Annotated in this window: 20 protein-coding genes; 2 read left to right on the top strand and 18 right to left on the bottom strand. The window is 55.9% G+C overall.

From position 1 onward, the window contains the following. Nucleotides 1-48: 48 nt before the first annotated feature. From der to RAE19_RS17185, 12 genes are all read right to left on the bottom strand, one after another. Nucleotides 49-1,386, bottom strand: coding sequence for a ribosome biogenesis GTPase Der (der, locus tag RAE19_RS17240; RefSeq protein WP_313876029.1), 1,338 nt, complete (start codon nucleotides 1,384-1,386; stop codon nucleotides 49-51). A gap of 12 nt (nucleotides 1,387-1,398) precedes the next feature. Continuing rightward, entirely contained in the window at nucleotides 1,399-2,526 is a 1,128-nt protein-coding gene (gene bamB / locus RAE19_RS17235) for an outer membrane protein assembly factor BamB (protein WP_313876028.1), read from the bottom strand. 5 nt (nucleotides 2,527-2,531) lie between these two features. Continuing rightward, nucleotides 2,532-3,179: a YfgM family protein gene (locus tag RAE19_RS17230; RefSeq protein ID WP_313876027.1), complete on the bottom strand. Its 648-nt coding sequence runs from the start codon at nucleotides 3,177-3,179 to the stop codon at nucleotides 2,532-2,534. A gap of 17 nt (nucleotides 3,180-3,196) precedes the next feature. Then, nucleotides 3,197-4,477 (bottom strand): histidine--tRNA ligase, encoded by a 1,281-nt coding sequence (gene hisS / locus RAE19_RS17225; protein ID WP_313876274.1) that lies wholly within the window; start codon nucleotides 4,475-4,477, stop codon nucleotides 3,197-3,199. A gap of 33 nt (nucleotides 4,478-4,510) precedes the next feature. After that, complete coding sequence (gene ispG, locus RAE19_RS17220) at nucleotides 4,511-5,779, bottom strand: flavodoxin-dependent (E)-4-hydroxy-3-methylbut-2-enyl-diphosphate synthase (protein WP_313876026.1); 1,269 nt, start codon at nucleotides 5,777-5,779, stop codon at nucleotides 4,511-4,513. Continuing rightward, nucleotides 5,779-6,681, bottom strand: a complete 903-nt coding sequence (locus RAE19_RS17215; protein WP_313876025.1) for a helix-turn-helix domain-containing protein — start codon at nucleotides 6,679-6,681, stop codon at nucleotides 5,779-5,781. The genes ispG and RAE19_RS17215 overlap by 1 nt, the downstream gene beginning before the upstream one ends. After that, entirely contained in the window at nucleotides 6,674-7,546 is an 873-nt protein-coding gene (pilW, locus tag RAE19_RS17210) for a type IV pilus biogenesis/stability protein PilW (RefSeq protein ID WP_313876024.1), read from the bottom strand. Before pilW ends, RAE19_RS17215 begins: the two co-directional genes overlap by 8 nt. Further along, entirely contained in the window at nucleotides 7,524-8,654 is a 1,131-nt protein-coding gene (rlmN, locus tag RAE19_RS17205; RefSeq protein WP_313876023.1) for a 23S rRNA (adenine(2503)-C(2))-methyltransferase RlmN, read from the bottom strand. The genes pilW and rlmN overlap by 23 nt, the downstream gene beginning before the upstream one ends. Before the next feature lie 6 nt (nucleotides 8,655-8,660). After that, nucleotides 8,661-9,086: a nucleoside-diphosphate kinase gene (gene ndk, locus RAE19_RS17200; RefSeq protein WP_313876022.1), complete on the bottom strand. Its 426-nt coding sequence runs from the start codon at nucleotides 9,084-9,086 to the stop codon at nucleotides 8,661-8,663. 69 nt (nucleotides 9,087-9,155) lie between these two features. Continuing rightward, nucleotides 9,156-10,382, bottom strand: coding sequence for a pseudouridine synthase (locus tag RAE19_RS17195; protein WP_313876021.1), 1,227 nt, complete (start codon nucleotides 10,380-10,382; stop codon nucleotides 9,156-9,158). Next, complete coding sequence (gene scpB / locus RAE19_RS17190) at nucleotides 10,379-11,038, bottom strand: SMC-Scp complex subunit ScpB (RefSeq protein ID WP_313876020.1); 660 nt, start codon at nucleotides 11,036-11,038, stop codon at nucleotides 10,379-10,381. Before scpB ends, RAE19_RS17195 begins: the two co-directional genes overlap by 4 nt. Nucleotides 11,039-11,143: 105 nt before the next feature. Further along, complete coding sequence (locus tag RAE19_RS17185; protein WP_313876019.1) at nucleotides 11,144-12,172, bottom strand: RluA family pseudouridine synthase; 1,029 nt, start codon at nucleotides 12,170-12,172, stop codon at nucleotides 11,144-11,146. 13 nt (nucleotides 12,173-12,185) lie between these two features. Here RAE19_RS17185 and RAE19_RS17180 point away from each other — a divergent pair, with 13 nt between their 5' ends. Continuing rightward, a complete protein-coding gene (locus RAE19_RS17180) occupies nucleotides 12,186-12,992 on the top strand; it encodes an outer membrane protein assembly factor BamD (protein ID WP_313876018.1) in 807 nt (268 codons plus the stop codon). Here RAE19_RS17180 and RAE19_RS17175 read toward each other — a convergent pair. The 6 genes from RAE19_RS17175 to RAE19_RS17150 all read right to left on the bottom strand — a co-directional run bounded on the left by RAE19_RS17175 (nucleotide 12,961) and on the right by RAE19_RS17150 (nucleotide 17,598). After that, nucleotides 12,961-13,800, bottom strand: a complete 840-nt coding sequence (locus RAE19_RS17175) for an ATP-dependent DNA helicase (RefSeq protein ID WP_313876017.1) — start codon at nucleotides 13,798-13,800, stop codon at nucleotides 12,961-12,963. The two genes, RAE19_RS17180 and RAE19_RS17175, sit on opposite strands and share 32 nt — an antisense overlap. Before the next feature lie 188 nt (nucleotides 13,801-13,988). Continuing rightward, a complete protein-coding gene (gene tnpC / locus RAE19_RS17170) occupies nucleotides 13,989-15,590 on the bottom strand; it encodes an IS66 family transposase (protein WP_313872998.1) in 1,602 nt (533 codons plus the stop codon). Nucleotides 15,591-15,659: 69 nt separating this feature from the next. Next, the gene (tnpB, locus tag RAE19_RS17165) at nucleotides 15,660-16,007 is read right to left on the bottom strand and encodes an IS66 family insertion sequence element accessory protein TnpB (protein ID WP_313873004.1); all 348 of its coding nucleotides are present in this window, start codon (nucleotides 16,005-16,007) and stop codon (nucleotides 15,660-15,662) included. Then, nucleotides 16,007-16,345: a hypothetical protein gene (locus tag RAE19_RS17160; RefSeq protein ID WP_313873005.1), complete on the bottom strand. Its 339-nt coding sequence runs from the start codon at nucleotides 16,343-16,345 to the stop codon at nucleotides 16,007-16,009. The genes tnpB and RAE19_RS17160 overlap by 1 nt, the downstream gene beginning before the upstream one ends. A 51-nt stretch (nucleotides 16,346-16,396) precedes the next feature. After that, entirely contained in the window at nucleotides 16,397-17,440 is a 1,044-nt protein-coding gene (locus RAE19_RS17155) for an ATP-dependent DNA helicase (protein WP_313876016.1), read from the bottom strand. Further along, nucleotides 17,440-17,598 (bottom strand): YdcH family protein, encoded by a 159-nt coding sequence (locus tag RAE19_RS17150; protein WP_428983995.1) that lies wholly within the window; start codon nucleotides 17,596-17,598, stop codon nucleotides 17,440-17,442. The genes RAE19_RS17155 and RAE19_RS17150 overlap by 1 nt, the downstream gene beginning before the upstream one ends. 158 nt (nucleotides 17,599-17,756) lie before the next feature. On the opposite strand from RAE19_RS17150, the gene RAE19_RS17145 reads away from it, so the two are divergent. Then, complete coding sequence (locus tag RAE19_RS17145) at nucleotides 17,757-18,518, top strand: PP2C family protein-serine/threonine phosphatase (protein ID WP_313876014.1); 762 nt, start codon at nucleotides 17,757-17,759, stop codon at nucleotides 18,516-18,518. Nucleotides 18,519-18,544: the final 26 nt, after the last annotated feature.

The following is an 18,544-nucleotide window of genomic DNA, read 5'->3' as shown; positions in this document are numbered from 1 at the left end:
GGAGCCTATTTGGCCAAGTAATTCGCTTCTTAAGGGTAAGGAAACCCTTTAATCCTTATCAGCAAAAGGATTCGCCGAAGATTTCATTTCGATTCTCAGGGGCGTACCCACAAGATTGAATTCCTTACGGAAACGACCTTCCAAAAAGCGCTTGTAAGCCTCTGTGACGTGCTCCAATGAGTTTCCGTGCACCACGATGATAGGCGGATTCATCCCCCCTTGGTGGGCATAGCGAAGCTTGGGGCGATAGGCACCGGTTTTCTTTGGCGTTTGAAATTGAACGGCTTCCAACAACAAACGCGTCAACACAGGCGTCGGCATTTTGCAATTAGCGGCCTTGTGGGCCTGTGCAATGGCATCCCATACAGGACCGAGACCTTGCCGTTTTTTGGCAGAGATCAGATGCAAAGACGCAAACTTCAAAAACCCCAATCTCGTTTCGAGGGATCTTTTTACCAATTCGCGCTGATATTCATCCACTGCGTCCCATTTGTTCACAGCAACAACCACCGCACGCCCCGACTCTAGGATGTATCCCGCAATATGGGCGTCTTGGTCTGTCACGCCCTGCTCGGCATCGATCAGCAGCAACACGACACTGGCGGACTCGATGGCCTGCAAGGTCTTCACCACTGAGAATTTCTCGATTGCTTCAAAGACCTTCCCTTTGCGACGAAGACCGGCTGTATCCACGAGTTCAAACTTTTGCCCGTTGCGCTCAAAAGGTACCGAGATGGCATCGCGAGTGGTACCGGGCATGTCAAAGGCAACCAGTCGCTCCTCACCCAACCACGTATTGATCAACGTCGACTTGCCGACATTCGGGCGGCCTGCAACAGCGAGTTTGATAATGCTGGGGTCGGCCGCCTCTGGGTCGTCTTCGGGCTCCTCCAAATGCGAGGCATCGAGGGCCAGTTCGATCAGTGATCGCATGCCCTGACCGTGGGCTGCGGACACGGGATAGACCTCACCCAGCCCGAGTTCAAAAAACTCCGAGAGCTGGGCTCCGGCCTTCATGCCCTCTGCTTTATTCGCAATCACCAGACAGGGTTTGCCTAGCTTACGAAGATAGTTCCCGATGTCATGGTCTTGCGCAGACAAACCGGCACGCGCATCAACCACAAACACCACAACATCAGCCTCTGCAACCGCTTGGCGCGTTTGTTTGGCCATTTCTTTAAAAATGCCACTGCCGGCGTCAGGCTCGAAGCCCCCGGTATCAATGACAATAAATTCGTGTTTACCGTGCTTGCCGTTGCCATAGTGGCGATCGCGGGTAAGCCCCGCAAAGTCGGCCACGATCGCATCACGCGTTTTGGTCAGGCGGTTGAATAGTGTGGATTTACCGACGTTGGGACGACCAACGAGGGCGATAACTGGCTTCATGAATGACCTTTTTTATTCGGGACGGAAGGCAAATACGCCCCCCTTTTGAGTCACTGCGACCAGGGTATTGCCTGAAAGGACTGGCGTAGCGGCAAGTGGCGTACCGTCGAGCTGAAGGCGCCCGACTATCGCACCATCTGCGGCAGAGAGCAGATGCAACAGACCCGCATTATCCGGCACAACGAGTGTAGAGCCCAACAAGACAGGAGTGCCCAACTCACGCCACTTGAACTTGTCTGATTGCCAAAGCCTCTCACCGTCCTTGCGACTCCACGCAATGAGCGTACCGTCGGATTCAGAACCAAAGACCGCAGTGTCTCCGCCACCGATGCCCGTAAAGCCATTGGCGATCTTGGACCACACAGATTTACCGGACCCTGTGTCTACGCAGGCCACAGCGCTCGCGTAAGCTCGGACGCAGACGCTGGCACCCCTGCGGCTTATGCCGGAGACAACATCCACCAAGCGCTCTACCTCATTGGTACCGCGCCCCAGTGCTACAGGCACATCCCATTTCTGGCTCCCGTTGCTGGGATTGAGTCCCACGAGGCGACCGCCGAGCCCGACGACCAAGGTGTCTCCGACGGGAAATAAAACACCCGGCCGATCCAAAACCAGCGTATCCGCGCCGCGCTGCTGTTGCCACAGCCGCTTTCCAGTTTCGCCATCGAAGGCAGACAGGGTGCGATCAGGCGTCATCACAAACACGCGACCACCGGCAACCAAAGGCGGAGTGATCGCCACCGCACCTAGATTCTGCCGCCAGAGAGACTTGCCACCCTGCATTACAACCACTTCACCCGTGACCGTGGTGAGCGCAACACGTCCGTCGCCGGCCCCAATGGCTGCAGAAATCCCTGCTCCGGCATTGCCGGTTGCGCGCACTGCACCACTTTCTCCGTCTAAGGAAACAACCGAGCCCGCGGTAGTAGCCAAGTAGATCTCGCTCCCTGAACTTTTGAGTTCCAAGGGAAAGGAAACTTCACCAACGGCGCCCTTCCAGACGTTCTTGACACCCAATGAGGGAACCAAGGGCGCAAGCTCAGCTGGCTTTTGCTTGGTCGGACCAGAACAGGCCGACAACACCACGCAACTGATAAGCGCGGTGGTAAGACTGAGAAGGGAATACCGCTTGTCCATACGTTTCACTTCGCTTCGGTAGAGCCTAGCGCTGCGAGTTTGACCTCTACCAAGCGCCGATACTGGTCTTGCTGGGGCAATAGCTTGAGCGCTTCATTGAATCTTTGGGCCGCATCGTCGCTCTTTCCTTGAGATAGCGCCAAGTCCCCTCGTTTGTCAGCGACCAATCCGCCGAATTCGGACGGGAAGTCGGTAGACAACAACTTACCCGCTTCATCAAACTCTTTCGACTCGATCAACAAACCCGCATGACGCACTTTAGCCAAAGCGGCAAGGCCGGTATCTGCCTTGCTACCTGCAACCCAAGTCAAGGCAGTTTTCGCTACGTCCGGTTTGCCGGAAAGATAGGCCGCTTTGGCCAAATTCAAACCAGATTGCTGGGTGTAAAAAACAGAAGGAAAGCGTTGCTTCATATCATCAAAGGCACGGGTAGACGCAACCAGATCTCCTGTTCCGATGAGACGTTCAACCTCCTCATACATGGCCGAAGCTTGCTCGGCTTGGCGCTTACTCCACCATTGGTATCCGTTCCATGCGGCGAAGCTCCCGAGCACTGCGATCAACACCCAAGTGATTGCATTACCGTACTGCTTCCAAAAATGCTTGAACTGGTCAAGTTGCTCTTGTTCTTCGAGATCTAAATGGTTTGCCATGGTGTGCCTGTTTATGCTTATGACGCTTGATGCGACGCCCATTGCGCTACTTCAGTAAGCGCAATAGTGACTTGCGGAACATCCGCGTTTCTTAGTGATTTGATGGTGACCTGTCCCGAGGATATTTCATCGGGCCCGAACACCAATGCGTAGCGCGCCCCAGAACTGTCGGCACGCTTGAATTGAGACTTGAGACTGGGCATGCCCTCTGGCGTGCTGGCCTGCATCTGCACTGATAAACCAGCCTGGCGCAGTGACGACAAAACCGGCATCACAGACGGTAAATAGTCGGAATCCAAAATAACCGCAAACACATCCAGGACAGGTGTCGGAAGTGGGCGCGCAGATTCTTGAATCAGCTCCAGAACCCGTTCGACCCCCATGGCCCAGCCCACGCCCGGAGAAGGCTTGCCGCCTATTTGTTCAATCAAGTAGTCGTAGCGACCGCCGGCACAGACTGTCCCCTGCGATCCGAGTTTGGTTGTCACGAACTCAAAAACAGTTAAGTTGTAATAGTCCATACCGCGGACCAAGCGAGGATTGATGGTGTAGGGAACCCCGTGGCTTTCCAGAAGTCGGAGGACCGAATCTAAATGTGCCTTGGAAGCGCTGCCAAGAAAATCAATCAACTTGGGCGCGGCCTCAATCACAGGCTGCATAGCAGGATTCTTGGAGTCCAACAGACGCAGTGGATTCAAGTGCAAACGGCGCTTGGCCTCCTCATCAAGAGCGTCCTTATGAGACTCAAAATGCTCAATGAGTGCCGCCCGATGCCGGTGTCGCTCCTCCGGTTGGCCTAAGCTGTTGATCTGCAACTCGATATCTGTCAGACCCAGCTCTTGCCATAGCATGTGCGCCATGAGGATGACCTCCGCATCCACCTCAGGCCCACCGAAACCTAAGGCCTCGGCACCGATCTGATGGAATTGACGGTAGCGCCCCCGCTGCGGGCGTTCATGCCGGAACATAGGGCCCATGTAATACAAGCGTTTGGGACCGTTGTAGAGCAAAGAATGCTCGACCACAGCGCGCACAACACCTGCGGTGTTTTCAGGGCGCAACGTCAGAGCTTCACCATTCAAGCGATCCTCGAATGAATACATTTCCTTTTCAACAATATCCGTCACTTCGCCTAGCCCACGCACAAACAATGCGGTGGGCTCGACGATCGGGGTGCGAATATTTTCAAAAGCAAACCGGCGCATCACGTTACGAACCAATGACTCCAGCGCTTCCCACGACGCAGATTGCGGCGGGAGAATATCGTTCATACCTTTGACTGCAACGATTTTGTCCACCTTGCGTGGACTGTTTTTCTCTGACATAAATTCTCAAGCTTGAGGGGATGGAGGCGTGAAGCGCGCCTTGATGTAATTCTCAACAACTGTTTGGAACTCGCTGGCGATGGAATCCCCGCGCAGGGTCATTTTCTTTTCACCGTCAATGTAGACCGGGGCTGCTGGGGCCTCGCCTGTACCGGGAAGACTGATGCCGATATCAGCATGCTTACTCTCCCCCGGCCCGTTGACAATGCAGCCCATCACCGCCACCTTCATGTTTTCGACACCAGGATACTGTATGCGCCAAACCGGCATCTGATCTCTTAAGAAATCGTCGATCTGCTTGGTGAGCTCTTGGAATGTGGTGCTGGTGGTCCTGCCGCAACCCGGACAAGCGGTAACACTGGGCACAAACTTGCGCAAACCGAGTGATTGAATGATCTCGGAAGCGACGATCACTTCCTGAATCCGCGCCTCACCGGGAGCAGGGGTTAGCGACACACGAATGGTGTCGCCAATGCCCTCTTGCAAAAGAATACCCAAGGCCGTGGCAGAGGCCACCGTGCCCTTGGTGCCCATTCCGGCTTCGGTCAACCCCAAGTGCAACGCATACTTTGAGCGTCGGGCGAGCTCCCGATACACAGCGACCAGATCGGACACACCACTGACCTTGCAGGACAACATAATTTGATGCCCGGGCAAGCCGATTTCTTCGGCTTTCTCTGCGGAAGTAATAGCCGAGGTAATCAGTGCTTCATACATGACCTGCTTGGCATCCCAGGGCTGAGACCTGCGGCTGTTTTCATCCATCAATGAGGCCAAGAGCTCTTGATCCAAGCTACCCCAGTTCACTCCGATTCTGATCGGCTTGTCCCAACGGATAGCCGCCTCGATCATTTGTGCAAACTGACGGTCACGTTTGTCACCCTTGCCCACATTCCCGGGATTGATACGGTACTTGGACAACGACTCGGCACATTCTGGGTATTCAGTCAACAAGCGATGACCGTTGAAATGAAAGTCACCGATCAGCGGGACATTGACACCCATACGATCCAATTGCGCCCGAATATGAGGCACTGCTTGGGCTGCTTCGGGTGTATTCACCGTGATTCGGACTAGCTCTGAGCCCGCCGCTGCCAGCTCTTTCACCTGAATCGCTGTACCGATCGCATCTTCGGTATCGGTATTCGTCATGGATTGAATACGCACAGGAGCCGCGCCGCCCACAGTGACGACATGACTGCCCCACCTGACCTCTGACTGCAAACTCCCGCGAGGCAAGGGCTGCGCTAATGCAATAGGTAATCCTTGGTCCACTACTTCACCTCGAAACGAGCAACGTTATCTTTTGAAACATCCGTCATCACAAACGGCTTACCCCGAACTTCGACCTCTGCAAGGTCTGCTTTACCCACAATGACTGCCAGAGGCGGAACTCCATTCACTGCGGTAGTGGTGCCCCCTTGTAATGTCCTGCGCAATAAAACCGCACCATTGGCATCAACCACTTGTACCCAGGTAGTTCCCTTGGCACGGACGAGTAAAAAATCCTTGCCGGTTTGACTACCGCTGGCAGGAACTATCGGCTCAGGCGCAACTGCCACTACCTGACTTGCCGTGTTTTGCGGGGGAACAGCAGCACTTGGAACAACTTCAACACCAGCAGCCTTCTCGCTGGACTCTTGCTTTGGTGCACTCATGCCAGGTACGGAATCCGCAGGAGGCATCAGCTCTGCGGGCTCAGTCTCCGAAGTGGTGAGCCAGCCGGGCAACTGCACCTTTGGAATAGCAAAGACCAACACAGCGCATGTCAACAGCCCAAGTACCAACAATGCACTTGGTCTCTTCACGATGTCCAGCATCGAAGATTTGACCCAGTTTTGTTGATCCTTGAAGGGCTCGTTAATTCCTCGATCCGCCACTTGAAACTGGGGAGCTACCACATGTGGCAAACGCTCAAGAATGGGGGCCGGATCAATTTTCAGCGCACGACAAACACTGGAGGCCAGAGCCCGCACGAATACCGCATCTGGCAACAAATCTATTCGGTCTGACTCCAGCGCCTCCAACTTCTTGACTGGAACCTTCATGGAAACAGCTAGCGCAGCGATGTGCAACCCAGCCGCTTCGCGCGCATTGCGCAGCATTTCACCGGCACTGGGCAGATTGTTGGTCACAACACTGCCCTGCTCTGCCGCCTCGCCACCCGCTTCACTCATCAAACGCCCCTCGCTCAAGCAAACTTGCCTCTTTAGATACCGGGAACCTTTTCGCCAACTGTGTGCCCAACTGGGCCGCAGAATCTCGGTTCCCTAACCTGCGCTCAATCTTTACGCCCAGCCATAGCGTCTCAGAATTTGCAAACTCGCTGTTATTTACGCGACGGATCTGGGATTGCGCTCTCGATAAATCTCCGCGCAGGACAAACAACAGAGCCAAGTTGTAGCCTGCAACCGGATTGCCCGGCTCCAGCTCGAGCGCCCGGGTCAGACTCACCAGTGCCTCGTCTCGCAAACCCGCAGTTTTCTGACAAACGCCAAGCGCCATCCACGATTTGGCACGCTCTTGGTACAGGGGATTGTTAATTGCTGCAGAAAAATTAGCGTAGGCCTCTGGCATCCGCCCTTGCTGACAGAGCATCCAACCATAATTGTGCTGAACAGCTGCCGCCTGCGGGCTTAACTGAAGCGCACGCCTGAAGCTCTCATCTGCCAACCCAAAATCATTGAGTTGCATGTAAATCAAACCGCGCAAATTGTGCGCTTCGTAGATTCCCGGGTCAGCAGCAATGGACTGCTTGATCTCGTCAAGCGCAACCCGCGTTTGACCATTGCTGTAATAGCCAGCCGCCAACTCCAATCGAATCTTGGCACGCTTGCGGGCTGGCGTCTCGTCGGAATCGGTTGCAATGTCCGTACCCGGTGAAATGGAGGGAGCGGATGAGCAGCCTTGAAGGAAACCCAACACAGCAATCGCCAAAGCCCCCCCCAACATAAGGGCGAGCTTACGCGTAGCGACTTTCACCGTCGATTGCCTACTTTCAGTCATCGCGGGCCCCATTTCAATTGAAGTTTTTTTGCTCACCGATTTGCTGCAGCATGATCGTGCGTTGCTTGCTTATCCGGTTGCTCACATTCGTGCGATCTTTGACGTCACCGGCGAGCTGTCCGCACGCTGCGTCGATATCATCTCCCCGCGTTTTACGAACCGTAGTCACAAGCCCACCATCCAGCAAAATCCGGGCGAACTCCTGGACCACATTGTTCTTTGAGCGCAAAAGCCCCGACGCTGGAAAAGGGTTAAACGGAATCAGATTGAACTTGCAAGGAATATCGGCCTCGCGAACCAATGTCAGCAAGGCTCGCGCGTGTTCGGGGCTGTCATTAACGCCATCGAGCATGCAATATTCAAACGTAATGAAATCGCGCGGCGCTCTTTCGAGGTAACGCTTGCATGCGCTCAGAAGCTCTACCAGGGGATACTTCTTGTTCAAGGGCACCAAGTTGTCGCGCAGTACATCTGTAGGTGCGTGCAAAGACACGGCTAAAGCCACTGGACAATCGTCTTTGAGACGATCCATCATGGGAACCACGCCAGAGGTTGAGACCGTCACTCGCCGTCGCGACAAACCATAACCATGGTCGTCCAGCATGGTCCTCAGTGCAGGCACCAAGGCGGCGTAATTTTGGAGCGGTTCCCCCATGCCCATCATCACCACATTGGAGATAACGCGCTCTTGAACCCCGAGATGTTTGCGCAGGAAGTGCTCAGCAAACCACAGCTGCGCCAAAATCTCCCACGTCTTCAAATTTCGACTGAATCCCTGGTGGCCTGTCGAGCAAAAACGACAACCCACCGCACAACCCGCCTGAGAAGAAATACAAAGCGTTCCTCGATCGGACTCCGGGATAAAGACTGTTTCGACAGCGTCACCGCCACCGACATCAAACAGCCATTTGATGGTTCCGTCAGCAGATATATGCTGCGTCATTACCGGCAATGCGGTGATTTCAGCATTGCCTTTTAATTTGTCTCTGAGAGATCGGGCGAGGTCGCTCATGTCATCAAATTGGTCTGCGCCTTTTTGATGGACCCAACGAAATAGTTGAGTCGCGCGAAACTTTTTCTCGCCTAAGCTTTCGCAGAAGGCGGCCAGACCCTCGAGGTCGAAATCGAGCAGGTTGACCGCCATACTGAATTAACGCGAGTAAACGTTCATACCGGCAAAGAAGAAGCCGATTTCCACAGCTGCAGTTTCTGGAGCGTCAGAGCCGTGCACTGCATTGGCATCGATGCTGTCAGCGAAGTCAGCGCGGATGGTACCTGCAGCAGCCTTTTTAGGGTCAGTTGCGCCCATCAGGTCGCGGTTTTTAGCGATTGCGCCTTCGCCTTCCAAGGCCTGGATCATTACAGGACCGGAAACCATGAAGTCCACCAAGTCCTTGAAGAAAGGACGCTCTTTGTGCACAGCGTAAAAAGCTTCTGCTTCACCGCGCGACAGGTGTGCCATGCGTGCAGCCACAACCTTCAGTCCAGCGGCTTCAAAACGAGCATAGATCTGACCGATCACGTTCTTGGCGACTGCGTCAGGTTTGATGATAGAGAGTGTGCGTTCGATTGCCATAGTAATTCCCGATTAGAAAAAAATTGTATTTGCCCTAGATGGACAAAGCCGACGAGTTTAACACTCGCATTAACGACTTCTGCCGCCAGAACGGCGCTGACCGCCACCCGGGCGACCTCGGCCGCTTGCCTCTTGCCGCTGTCGCGAAAAGCTGTCTGCACCGATGTAACCTAAAGATGTTTTCATCGGATCAGGTTGACCACTGCCCTCTTGGCGTGTGGCTTGACGAGGGGGTTTTCCCCGTCCTTGACGGGCAGGAGGTGTTGGTAGCGCAGCATCCCTCGGATACGCAGGACCACGCCCGCCCTGCCGACCGCCGCGCCCACGCGAGCGCGCACCACCGCCACCGGCAGCTCCCTCTTCATGGAGGCGGGGTTTGGGTGTTCCGGCTGCCTGCATCAACAAGCGGATGTCTGATTCATCCAACTCCATCCAAGCACCGCGCTTAAGACCCCGTGGAAGCACCATGGCGCCGTAGCGAATACGAATGAGTCGGCTCACCGCATGCCCGACAGACTCCAACATACGGCGAACCTCGCGGTTGCGGCCTTCAGAAATGGTCACGCGGTACCAGCAGTTGGATCCTTCACCACCGCCATCTTCAATAGAGCCGAATTGTGCGATTCCGTCGTCCAGCTGAACGCCGCTTATCAAGGCTTGCTTTTCCTCTTTCGTGAGGGCGCCCAAAACACGCACTGCGTATTCTCGCTCCAAGCCGAATCGCGGATGCATCAGATTGTTAGCCAACTCGCCAGAGCTGGTAAACAACAACAAGCCTTCTGTATTCAAATCCAATCGCCCGACGGATTGCCACTTCCCTTGGTGGAGCTTTGGCAAACGGCGAAACACGGTGGGCCGATTTTGGGGGTCATCATGGGTCACTACCTCACCGACTGGCTTGTGATAAGCAATCACGCGTGCGGGTGGCGGATCGATGCGAAAGCGAATCGGCTTACCGTTGACCTTGATGTTGTCACCAAACTGAATCCGCTGCCCGATGTGGGCAGGTTCGTTGTTCACCGAAATCCGCCCTTCGAGAATCAGCTGCTCCATTTCAAGCCGCGACCCCATTCCCGACTGGGCAAGTACTTTATGCAACTTCGGGGTCTCGGCGAGCGGCGCCAAGACCCGCTTGGGCAAGCTGACATCTTCTGCGGCTTCATCTGCATCGAATTGGCCGGAAATAACATCATCAAAGCGGTTCCCCCCCACTTTCACAGAAATGCCGTCCGATGGAGCGGGGGCTTCAATCTCCTGAGAAGCTTCAGCATCGTTGATATTGTCGTTATCGTTCATAGTGATATTCCGTTTTCCACTGCGTGCGAAGTCGCTTGCAATGACATAGTTAACTGTTGACCCTCGGTCGGTTCGGCTTTCATGGAGGCCTGATCCGCAACCCCCAACATATCGCCAAAATCCTTCACAGGGTCTGTGCCGCGATCTGGCGACTCCAACAAAGGAAGCTGATCCAACGAGCTCAAGCCCAAATCGTCCAAAAACTGCCGCGTTGTCGCATAAAGCGCCGGCCTCCCGGGCGCCTCACGATGCCCAATAACTTCTACCCAACCCCGATCCTCCAACTGCTTGATCAACAGTGAACTGATCGTGACTCCCCGAATGTCTTCCATATCCCCGCGCGTAACCGGTTGGCGGTAAGCGATGATGGCCAAAGTCTCCAGCGTCGCACGGGTGTACTTGGGGGGTTTCTCCGGGTGGAGCCTGTCCAGAAACTCCCGCATCTCGGGACGACTCTGAAATCGCCAGCCAGACGCCACACTCACCAACTCTACACCGCGCTCAGCCCACTCCGTCTGGAGTTCCAGCAACAAGGACTTGACCGTATCTGCACCGATTTCATCGGCAAATAGCTCTCTCAGCACGCGAACCGTCAAAGGCTGAGGTGAACAAATCAAAGCGGTTTCGAGCACACGCTTAGCATCGACCATGTTCATAGTCTGGACTCAAAGATGGAAACCGGTGTTTGTTGCGGACCGGAGTCAACCGCACTAGGTAGGAGAAGCTGGTTGCTTGGATCGACTACCCTACGTGAAACGTAGTTACAAACCTCCCGGTTTGGTAGCGGGATTGTAACCGAGCCCCAATTGAACAGAAAGTGCCAAGAAATCGGGCGGCGGTGGCGACTCAAAAGTCAAATTGGCCCCTGTGACAGGATGTTGAAATGCCAGTCGGCAGGCATGCAGGGCTTGTCGACCCATATCCGCCGCCGGGGCACCACCATAAACCGGGTCAGCAACCAAAGGGTGCCCGAGGTGCGCCATGTGGACCCGGATTTGGTGCGTGCGGCCGGTGTGCAGAATACAGCGAACCCAGCAAGCGACCTGACTGGTTGACAGCAACTCAAAGTCTGTTCTGGCTTCTTTGCCCGCGTGTAGACCCAAGTCCACCACCGCCATTCTCAACCGGTTTCGCGGATCCCGACCAATCGGCGCGCTGACAGTCTTTAGCCCCTGCCACGGCCATGCCTTGTGGGCGATCGCGAAATACTGGCGACTGACCTCCCTGGCCGCAATTGCCTTCACCAAAAAATCCATGGCAAGCCGTGTGCGTGCCACCACCATCAAGCCACTGGTGTCCTTGTCCAAGCGATGGACAATACCGGCACGAGGAACCAAAGCCGCGTGAGCACTGTAAGCCAGCAATCCGTTCAACAAAGTTCCACTCCAGTTGCCCGGCGCCGGGTGAACCACCAAACCCGGTGGTTTGTTGATCACCAGAACATGCTCATCCTCGTACACCACATCCAGAGACATGGACTCAGGCTTGAAAGCCTGGCTTTGCGGCGTCGGGCGCAGTTCAATCACTGCAGAGTCGCCTACCTTGACCTTGACTGAAGTCTTCAAGACCACGCGACCATTCAGTTGCACCAAGCCCAGCTCTATCAGTTGCTGCAAATAGCTGCGCGAGAATTCTTCCACATGAAAAGCGAGCGCGCGATCCAAGCGCTCGCCATGGACATCCCCCGAGAAAACGAGGTGACGCAGCTCCGTTTCACCCGCGATATCCGAGGGGTCTTCTGCCTCTTGTTCCGCAGAGTGCGTCGATATAATTCCCGTGGTCTGTATCAAGAAGGTCCCCAAAATGCTGCGTGCGAAATTATCGGTCGTTTATGCCCCCATGCTGGCGGCTTTGGCCAGTCTGCTCGTGGCCTGCTCCAGTGCTCCCGTCGACAAAACCGCAGGCATGAGCCCGAATCGCTTGTACGCGGAAGCAAAAGACGAAATGGGCTCCTCACAATGGGACAAAGCGGTACCCTTGTTGGAGAAGCTGGAAGCGCGCGCGGCAGGAACTCCATTGGCACAACAAGCCCAGCTCGACAAAGCCTACGCGCACTTCAAGGCTGGCGAACAGGCGCAGTCTCTCGCCACACTAGAGCGATTTATCAAACTCCACCCAGCCAGCCCGGCTTTAGACTATGCGATCTACTTGAAGGGCATCGTGAACTTCAACGATGACTTGGGCTTGCTATCGGCGGTTACTCGCCAGGATCTGGCAGAACGTGATCAAAAAGCGGCCAAAGAATCGTTCGAATCTTTCAAAGAATTGACCTCACGCTTTCCCGACTCGAAATACACCCCCGATGCACGCCAACGCATGAACTACATCGTGGGCTCACTGGCACAGTCTGAAGTGCACGTGGCACGCTATTACTACAAGCGGGGCGCCTACCTTGCAGCCGCAAACCGCGCCCAACAATGCCTGACAGATTACCGGGATGTACCCGCTACCGAGGAAGCATTGTTTATTTTGTACAAATCGTACGACGCGCTGGGCATGGTTCAGTTGCGGGACGATGCAAAGCGAATCCTCGACAAAAACTACCCGCAATCGGAGTTTGTTGCTAGCGGCGGAAAGGCTAACTCCAATCCGTGGTGGAAGCTTTGGTAAGTTCGCCAAGCGCTGCGTAATACTGAGACTCTTCAGACAAGGGGCGCATGGCGGGCAAAGCAGAGAGCAACTTTCGACCATACGCCATCGTGCGCAAGCGGGGATCACAGACCACCAAAACGCCGCGGTCGAATTCCCGGCGTATCAAGCGGCCAACCCCTTGTTTTAAGGCGATTCCCGCCATTGGCAGCTGAACCTCATTGAACGAGCTTCCCCCTTCAACCTCCACCTTGGCACAGCGCGCCTGCAATAAGGGGTCGTCGGGCGGTGCAAATGGAATTTTGTCGATGACCAACAGTTGCAAAGCGCGCCCGGCAATATCGACGCCTTCCCAAAACGTGGCCGCCCCCACCAAGATCAAACCCGTCCCATGCTTTGACTGAAAGTGATTGAGCAAGTCGCGCTTTGAAGCTTCGCCTTGCACTATCACACGAATGTCTAAGTGCTCAGGCAACAGCTTGCGTATGCTGTCTGCGATGTGTCGCATGGCACGCAATGTGGTGGTCAGTACCATCGTGTGCCCACCGAGTAACTGCGCCGACTGCGCCACCAGTGCCGCTACGGCGCTACTGTGTTGTTGAGAGGACGGAAGCGCAAACGACTTGGGAACATACAAAGCCGCTTGTTGCGAGTAGTTGAATGGGCTCGGGATCCGCAAGCAAGCCGCATCTTGCAAACCGCTAGATGCAAGAAACCAGTCCAAGTCGTTGCCCACACCCAAGGTGGCCGATGTAAAGACCCAAGACTTGAGCGAATCAACCCCACCACCAGAGACCACCTTGGCTTGCATCGCCTCAGAGATATCCATCGGAGACTCTACGCACCGCAAACGTGCACCCGATTCCACCCAGCGAATCAGCCCGTCCTGAACCGGAAGAAGCGCACGCTCGACCTGCTCTAAGAGCGCACTTGCACGCTCAAAAAGGGTTCGCAAATCAGGATGCGCATCGCACACCCCTTGGAGCGCCGTAACCGGTCACTGTCCGGCGTTATTGCCTACGTTACCAAACCGTGTAATGGTGAACGCAATGGATTCTCGGCGAAGTGCTGCTTCCATTGACGAGGCGTCAGTTCTGAAACTCTGGAGGCGGGGTGGTGGCCTACGCGTTGCAAGACATCAACCAGGTAGGTGTAGGGGTCAATGTCATGTAAACGGCATGTCACGATCAGGCTCTGCATGATGCCCGCGCGCTTGGCGCCCACCTCCGTCCAGCAGAATAACCAATTGCGCCTGCCCATTGGTATCGCGCGCAAGGCGCGTTCCAGATGGTTCGTATCCATGGCCACATCCGCATCGCCCAGAAACACCTGCAGTTGCGCGCGGCGCTCGCGTGCATAGGCCAATGCCTTGGTCAACGGATTGCTGGGCAGGAAGCCTTGCCGCTCGAACTGCAAATCCACCCATTCAAAGAAGTTCTGCACCAGCGGTTTGCTGTGGCTTAGACGGTGCTCTCGTTTGGCATCCCCGTAGAGGTCACGTTCACGAATGGCTTCTTCCTGGGCGTAAATCTCGCCAATTTGCTGCAGCGCCTGGCCAGCGGCCTGTGGCTCGGCCCCTAGAGCTTCAAAGAAGCCACGCCTGCAGTGCGCCCAGCATTGGGCATGCGTAATGCCGGTCTTGGCAGCGTAACGTGCATAGGCCTCATAGCCGTCAGTGAGCAACACGGCATCTGTGGCCCCTGGCAGCCCCAATGCCTGCTGTACGTGCTCGTGGCGGCGCGACTCGAAATAGGCAAAGCACACCTCATCGAGTTCGCCGTACACAGGCCAGAAGTAGGCCGCCTTCATCTTGCCGGGCCCACTGCGCCCGGCCTTGATGGGGGTCTCGTCCATTGCCTTGACCCGGCTGTTGCGGATCGACTCGAGCTGCGTGTCGTAAATCGGCTCCAGCAGGGAAATGGTCTTTTGCGCCAGTTGCGTCAGCCACGCCCGGCTGAGTTTGAAGCCCGCTTGGCTCAGGCGCTGGTGCTGCCGGTACAGCGGAATGTGCCAGGCAAACTTGTCAACAACAACGCCTGCGAGCAAGCTCACGTCAGCGCGGCTGCCCTCAATGATGCCTGTTGGCGCGCCCGCACAGTGCAGGGTTTGCGTGTCGTGGCGCTTGATGACAGAGCGCACATACTTCAGCACCACATAGGCACCGGGGCGCTGTGCCAAGCGGTGGCTGACCTTCTGGCTGACAACCTCGTACTGATCGGGCGAGAGGTCTTTGGTCTCGGGGTTGGCCAGCTCGATGGTGTGCACGGGCACCTTGGTTTCGTCAAAGAACGATGCGGGCGTGCCCTCGTCGGCAAAGTTGCTGCGGGGTTTGCGTCGCTGGTGTGCAGGGATGGTGTTGGAGTCGGAGTCGGCTTCGGGCGCATCAGTGGCAGGGAGGTCGCCCAGGAGTTGCCCCAGGTGCATTTGCTGCGCATCGGGCAAGGGTGCAAAGCGCTCGCTCTTCTTGCCAAAGAGTTGGCGTTTGAACCATTCGAGCTGCTGCTCCAGCGCGCTGATGCTGGCGGCCTGTGCTTGCAGTGTCTGCGCGATGCTCTGCGGCGACAGCCCCATGACCGTTTCGACGGTAAATGTGGGAGTGCTGGTATTGGGCATCGACATGGGCCTTATCTTGCGGCCTTTAGGGACAAAGCAAAAGAGTGCTTCTCCGGATTGAAAATGGGCACATCGTCACCTCCGCGCAGGGTGTTGGTAGCGTTTGTGGCGTCGGCGCACTTCGATGCCTTCGAGCATCAGTTTGAGCGCCGTGCAGTCGATCTCGCCACTGCCGCCTTGAACGCCTTTACGGGAGAACTTGCCGCTCTCCAAACGCTTGCACCACAGGCACCAGCCGCTGCGGTCAAAGTACAGCACCTTCATCTGTGTTTGCCGCCGGTTGATGAAAACAAACATGTGTCCGGCCAGCACATCCACTTCAAACCCCTGGCGTGCCAGAGCGTACAAGCCGTCGTAGGACTGGCGCATATCGGCAGCTTGGCCATACAGGAACACGCGAATGCGGCCCTCGGGAAAGAACATTACCGGCGTACCAGATGCAAACTCATGCCCGAGCCGAGTTCGATGCGTAACTCCATGGCTCCATTGCCGCTGCCGTGCACTCCAGCAAGGTCGCCCAGATCAACGAACGCCGCCTTCGGCACGGTGGTGGGGGCTACCTTGTTCGTTCGCAGCGGGGACGCGATTCCCCTCTGTTTATTCCTAAGCGTGCGTCGGCGAGCAAGGCTGCTGCGACTGATGCCTTCGCGGCTGCAAAATTCATCTATCGTCAATCCAGCGCGGTCAAAACGATCCAGTACCTCAGCCCAAGTCTGTTCACTCAACACTGCACGCCTGAGCACGCTCTGCGTCTCTTCCATATCCGACCCCGTCCTGTTTGTTGATCAGGGCGCATTCTTTGGTACCTGCAATCAGTTCGCAAGAACGCCGGACAGTGACCGGTTACGGAGCGCCATCGTGAGCGTCCGGATCGTGTCCACAAAGCGCACCATCCGCGAAGTCCAAATTGCAGGGGACAAACCATCTGGAACTCCCAGCGCCCACAAGGCACGTTGCGGCGCACCCCCTTGCTCCGTGAACACCGCATGCAGAGCGACCACCGCCATTTCCATCTGCTCGACCAGGTGAGGCCAATCGGCAAGTCCGCGCGCACACTGTGCACCCGTAAAGACCGCATCGCGCCCCAAAGCCAAGGCCTGGCCTGTCGACCATTGACGCCCCAAAAACTGAACACCGATGTCATTGAGTTGGTGCGCTTCATCAAAGACCACCGTGTTCACGGTGGGCAGTAATTCAGCCACTCCGGACTCACGCACATTCGCATCAGCAAAAAACAAATGGTGGTTGATCACCACCATGTCTGCATTCATGGCGTCACGCCGCGCTTTGTACAAAAAACAATCGGTGTAACGGGGGCACTTGGATGCTCCGCAGTTTTCCCGGGTGGAGGTCACTAACGGCAAAACTTGGGCAGACTCCTCCAAAGCAGGCACCTCTGCAACATCCCCGAAACGGGTCGATACCGCCCATTGCTCGACTTGCCCCAACAAACGCAACGGCGCCGCGGTCTGCAGCATACCGTCATGCCGCGCATTAGTCAGCCGGTGCAGGCAAAGATAACTGCTACGACCCTTGAGCAGTGCCACTCTGGCTGGGCTTTTGAGCATGGCTATGACCGCCGGAATGTCGCGACCGAACAACTGGTCCTGCAGCGCTTTGGTAGCGGTAGATATCAACACCTTATGCCCGCTGAGCAGCGAGGGAACGAGATAGGCATAGGTCTTACCAATCCCCGTGCCGGCTTCCACAACAAGTGTTCCGCCGGTTTCCATTGTTTCAGCGACCACGCGCGCCATTTGGATCTGCCCAGTACGTGGCACGTACTCCGGGACGGATTGTGCGAGCGCGCCCGCATCACTGAACACAGCCTCAACGGCAGCAACCACTTCAGACATCAGGCGGATTCGTTCGGACCCAAACTGCGCTGCAGCTGGAAAATGGCATCGCGCAACCCCAAGCGCCGTTTCTTGAGGCGCTGAAGCAGCAACTCATCTTTGATGCCGCCTTGCGAGGATGCAAGATCAATGCATGCGTCAAGATCGCTGTGCGCCATACGGAGCTCAATGAGCCGACGCTCAGGTGAATGTAGATTAGTTTCCAAAGGTAAAAGCGGCCGACAAGGTGGTTAAACTGACCGCCAGAAGCAACGGCCGCTCGATAATACGGCCTGCCATACCCGCACACGACCGATTTTTTCGCAAGCACCACTCCATGTCCTCTGGTTACCGCCTCAGCGCCTCTACCGGCATCCACAAGGGTGACCGCGAATATCAGCAGGACCAAGTCTCGCTATTCAAACATCCGAGGGTAAACGGATGCATTTTGGCGATCGTGGCTGACGGCATGGGTGGACGCAGTGGCGGCAGGAAAGCCTCAGACCAAGTCATGCTCACAGCGAAGCAGCTCTTTGAGCGCTACGATCCCGCTACGGACGATGCCGCCGTTACATTGCGCCAAGTGGTGGAAGAAGCGCATATCGTGATCAAGTTGACTGCGATTTCCTCAGAAGAAGAGCCGCATAGCACCCTTGCAGCGTTCTTGATCAATCCCGGCGGCGACTGTCATTGGGCCCATACCGGTGACTCCCGGGTTTACCAGTTCCATGGAAACCGGTTCGTTAAACGAACCATGGACCATTCTTACGTGCAAGCCTTGATCAATCGCGGGGAAATCACGGAAGAACAGGCCGCTACCCACCCCCAGTCAAATATCTTGATGGGCTGCCTCGGTACTGATAACGATCCACCCATCGATTTTCACTTTATCCCGCAGCTCCGGGCTGGTGATGTACTCATGGCGTGCAGCGACGGAGTTTGGCACTACTTCAACAATGGCGAACTGGGCTCCGTGCTCTCCACACTCTCCGCCCGCGAGGCTACCGAGTTTTTGATCGAGAAAGCACGTTCGCGGGCCCACGGCGGCGGTGACAACTTATCTGTCGTGATTGTCAAAGTCGAAACCCTTCAGCATTAAGAGGGGTTCCCGACCGACCTTCCAAA

Origin of the sequence: Rhodoferax potami, assembly GCF_032193805.1 — a bacterium.
In the GTDB taxonomy this organism is placed as follows: Bacteria; Pseudomonadota; Gammaproteobacteria; order Burkholderiales; family Burkholderiaceae_C; genus Allorhodoferax; species Allorhodoferax potami_A.
This window is presented reverse-complemented; position numbering and strand designations above follow the sequence as displayed.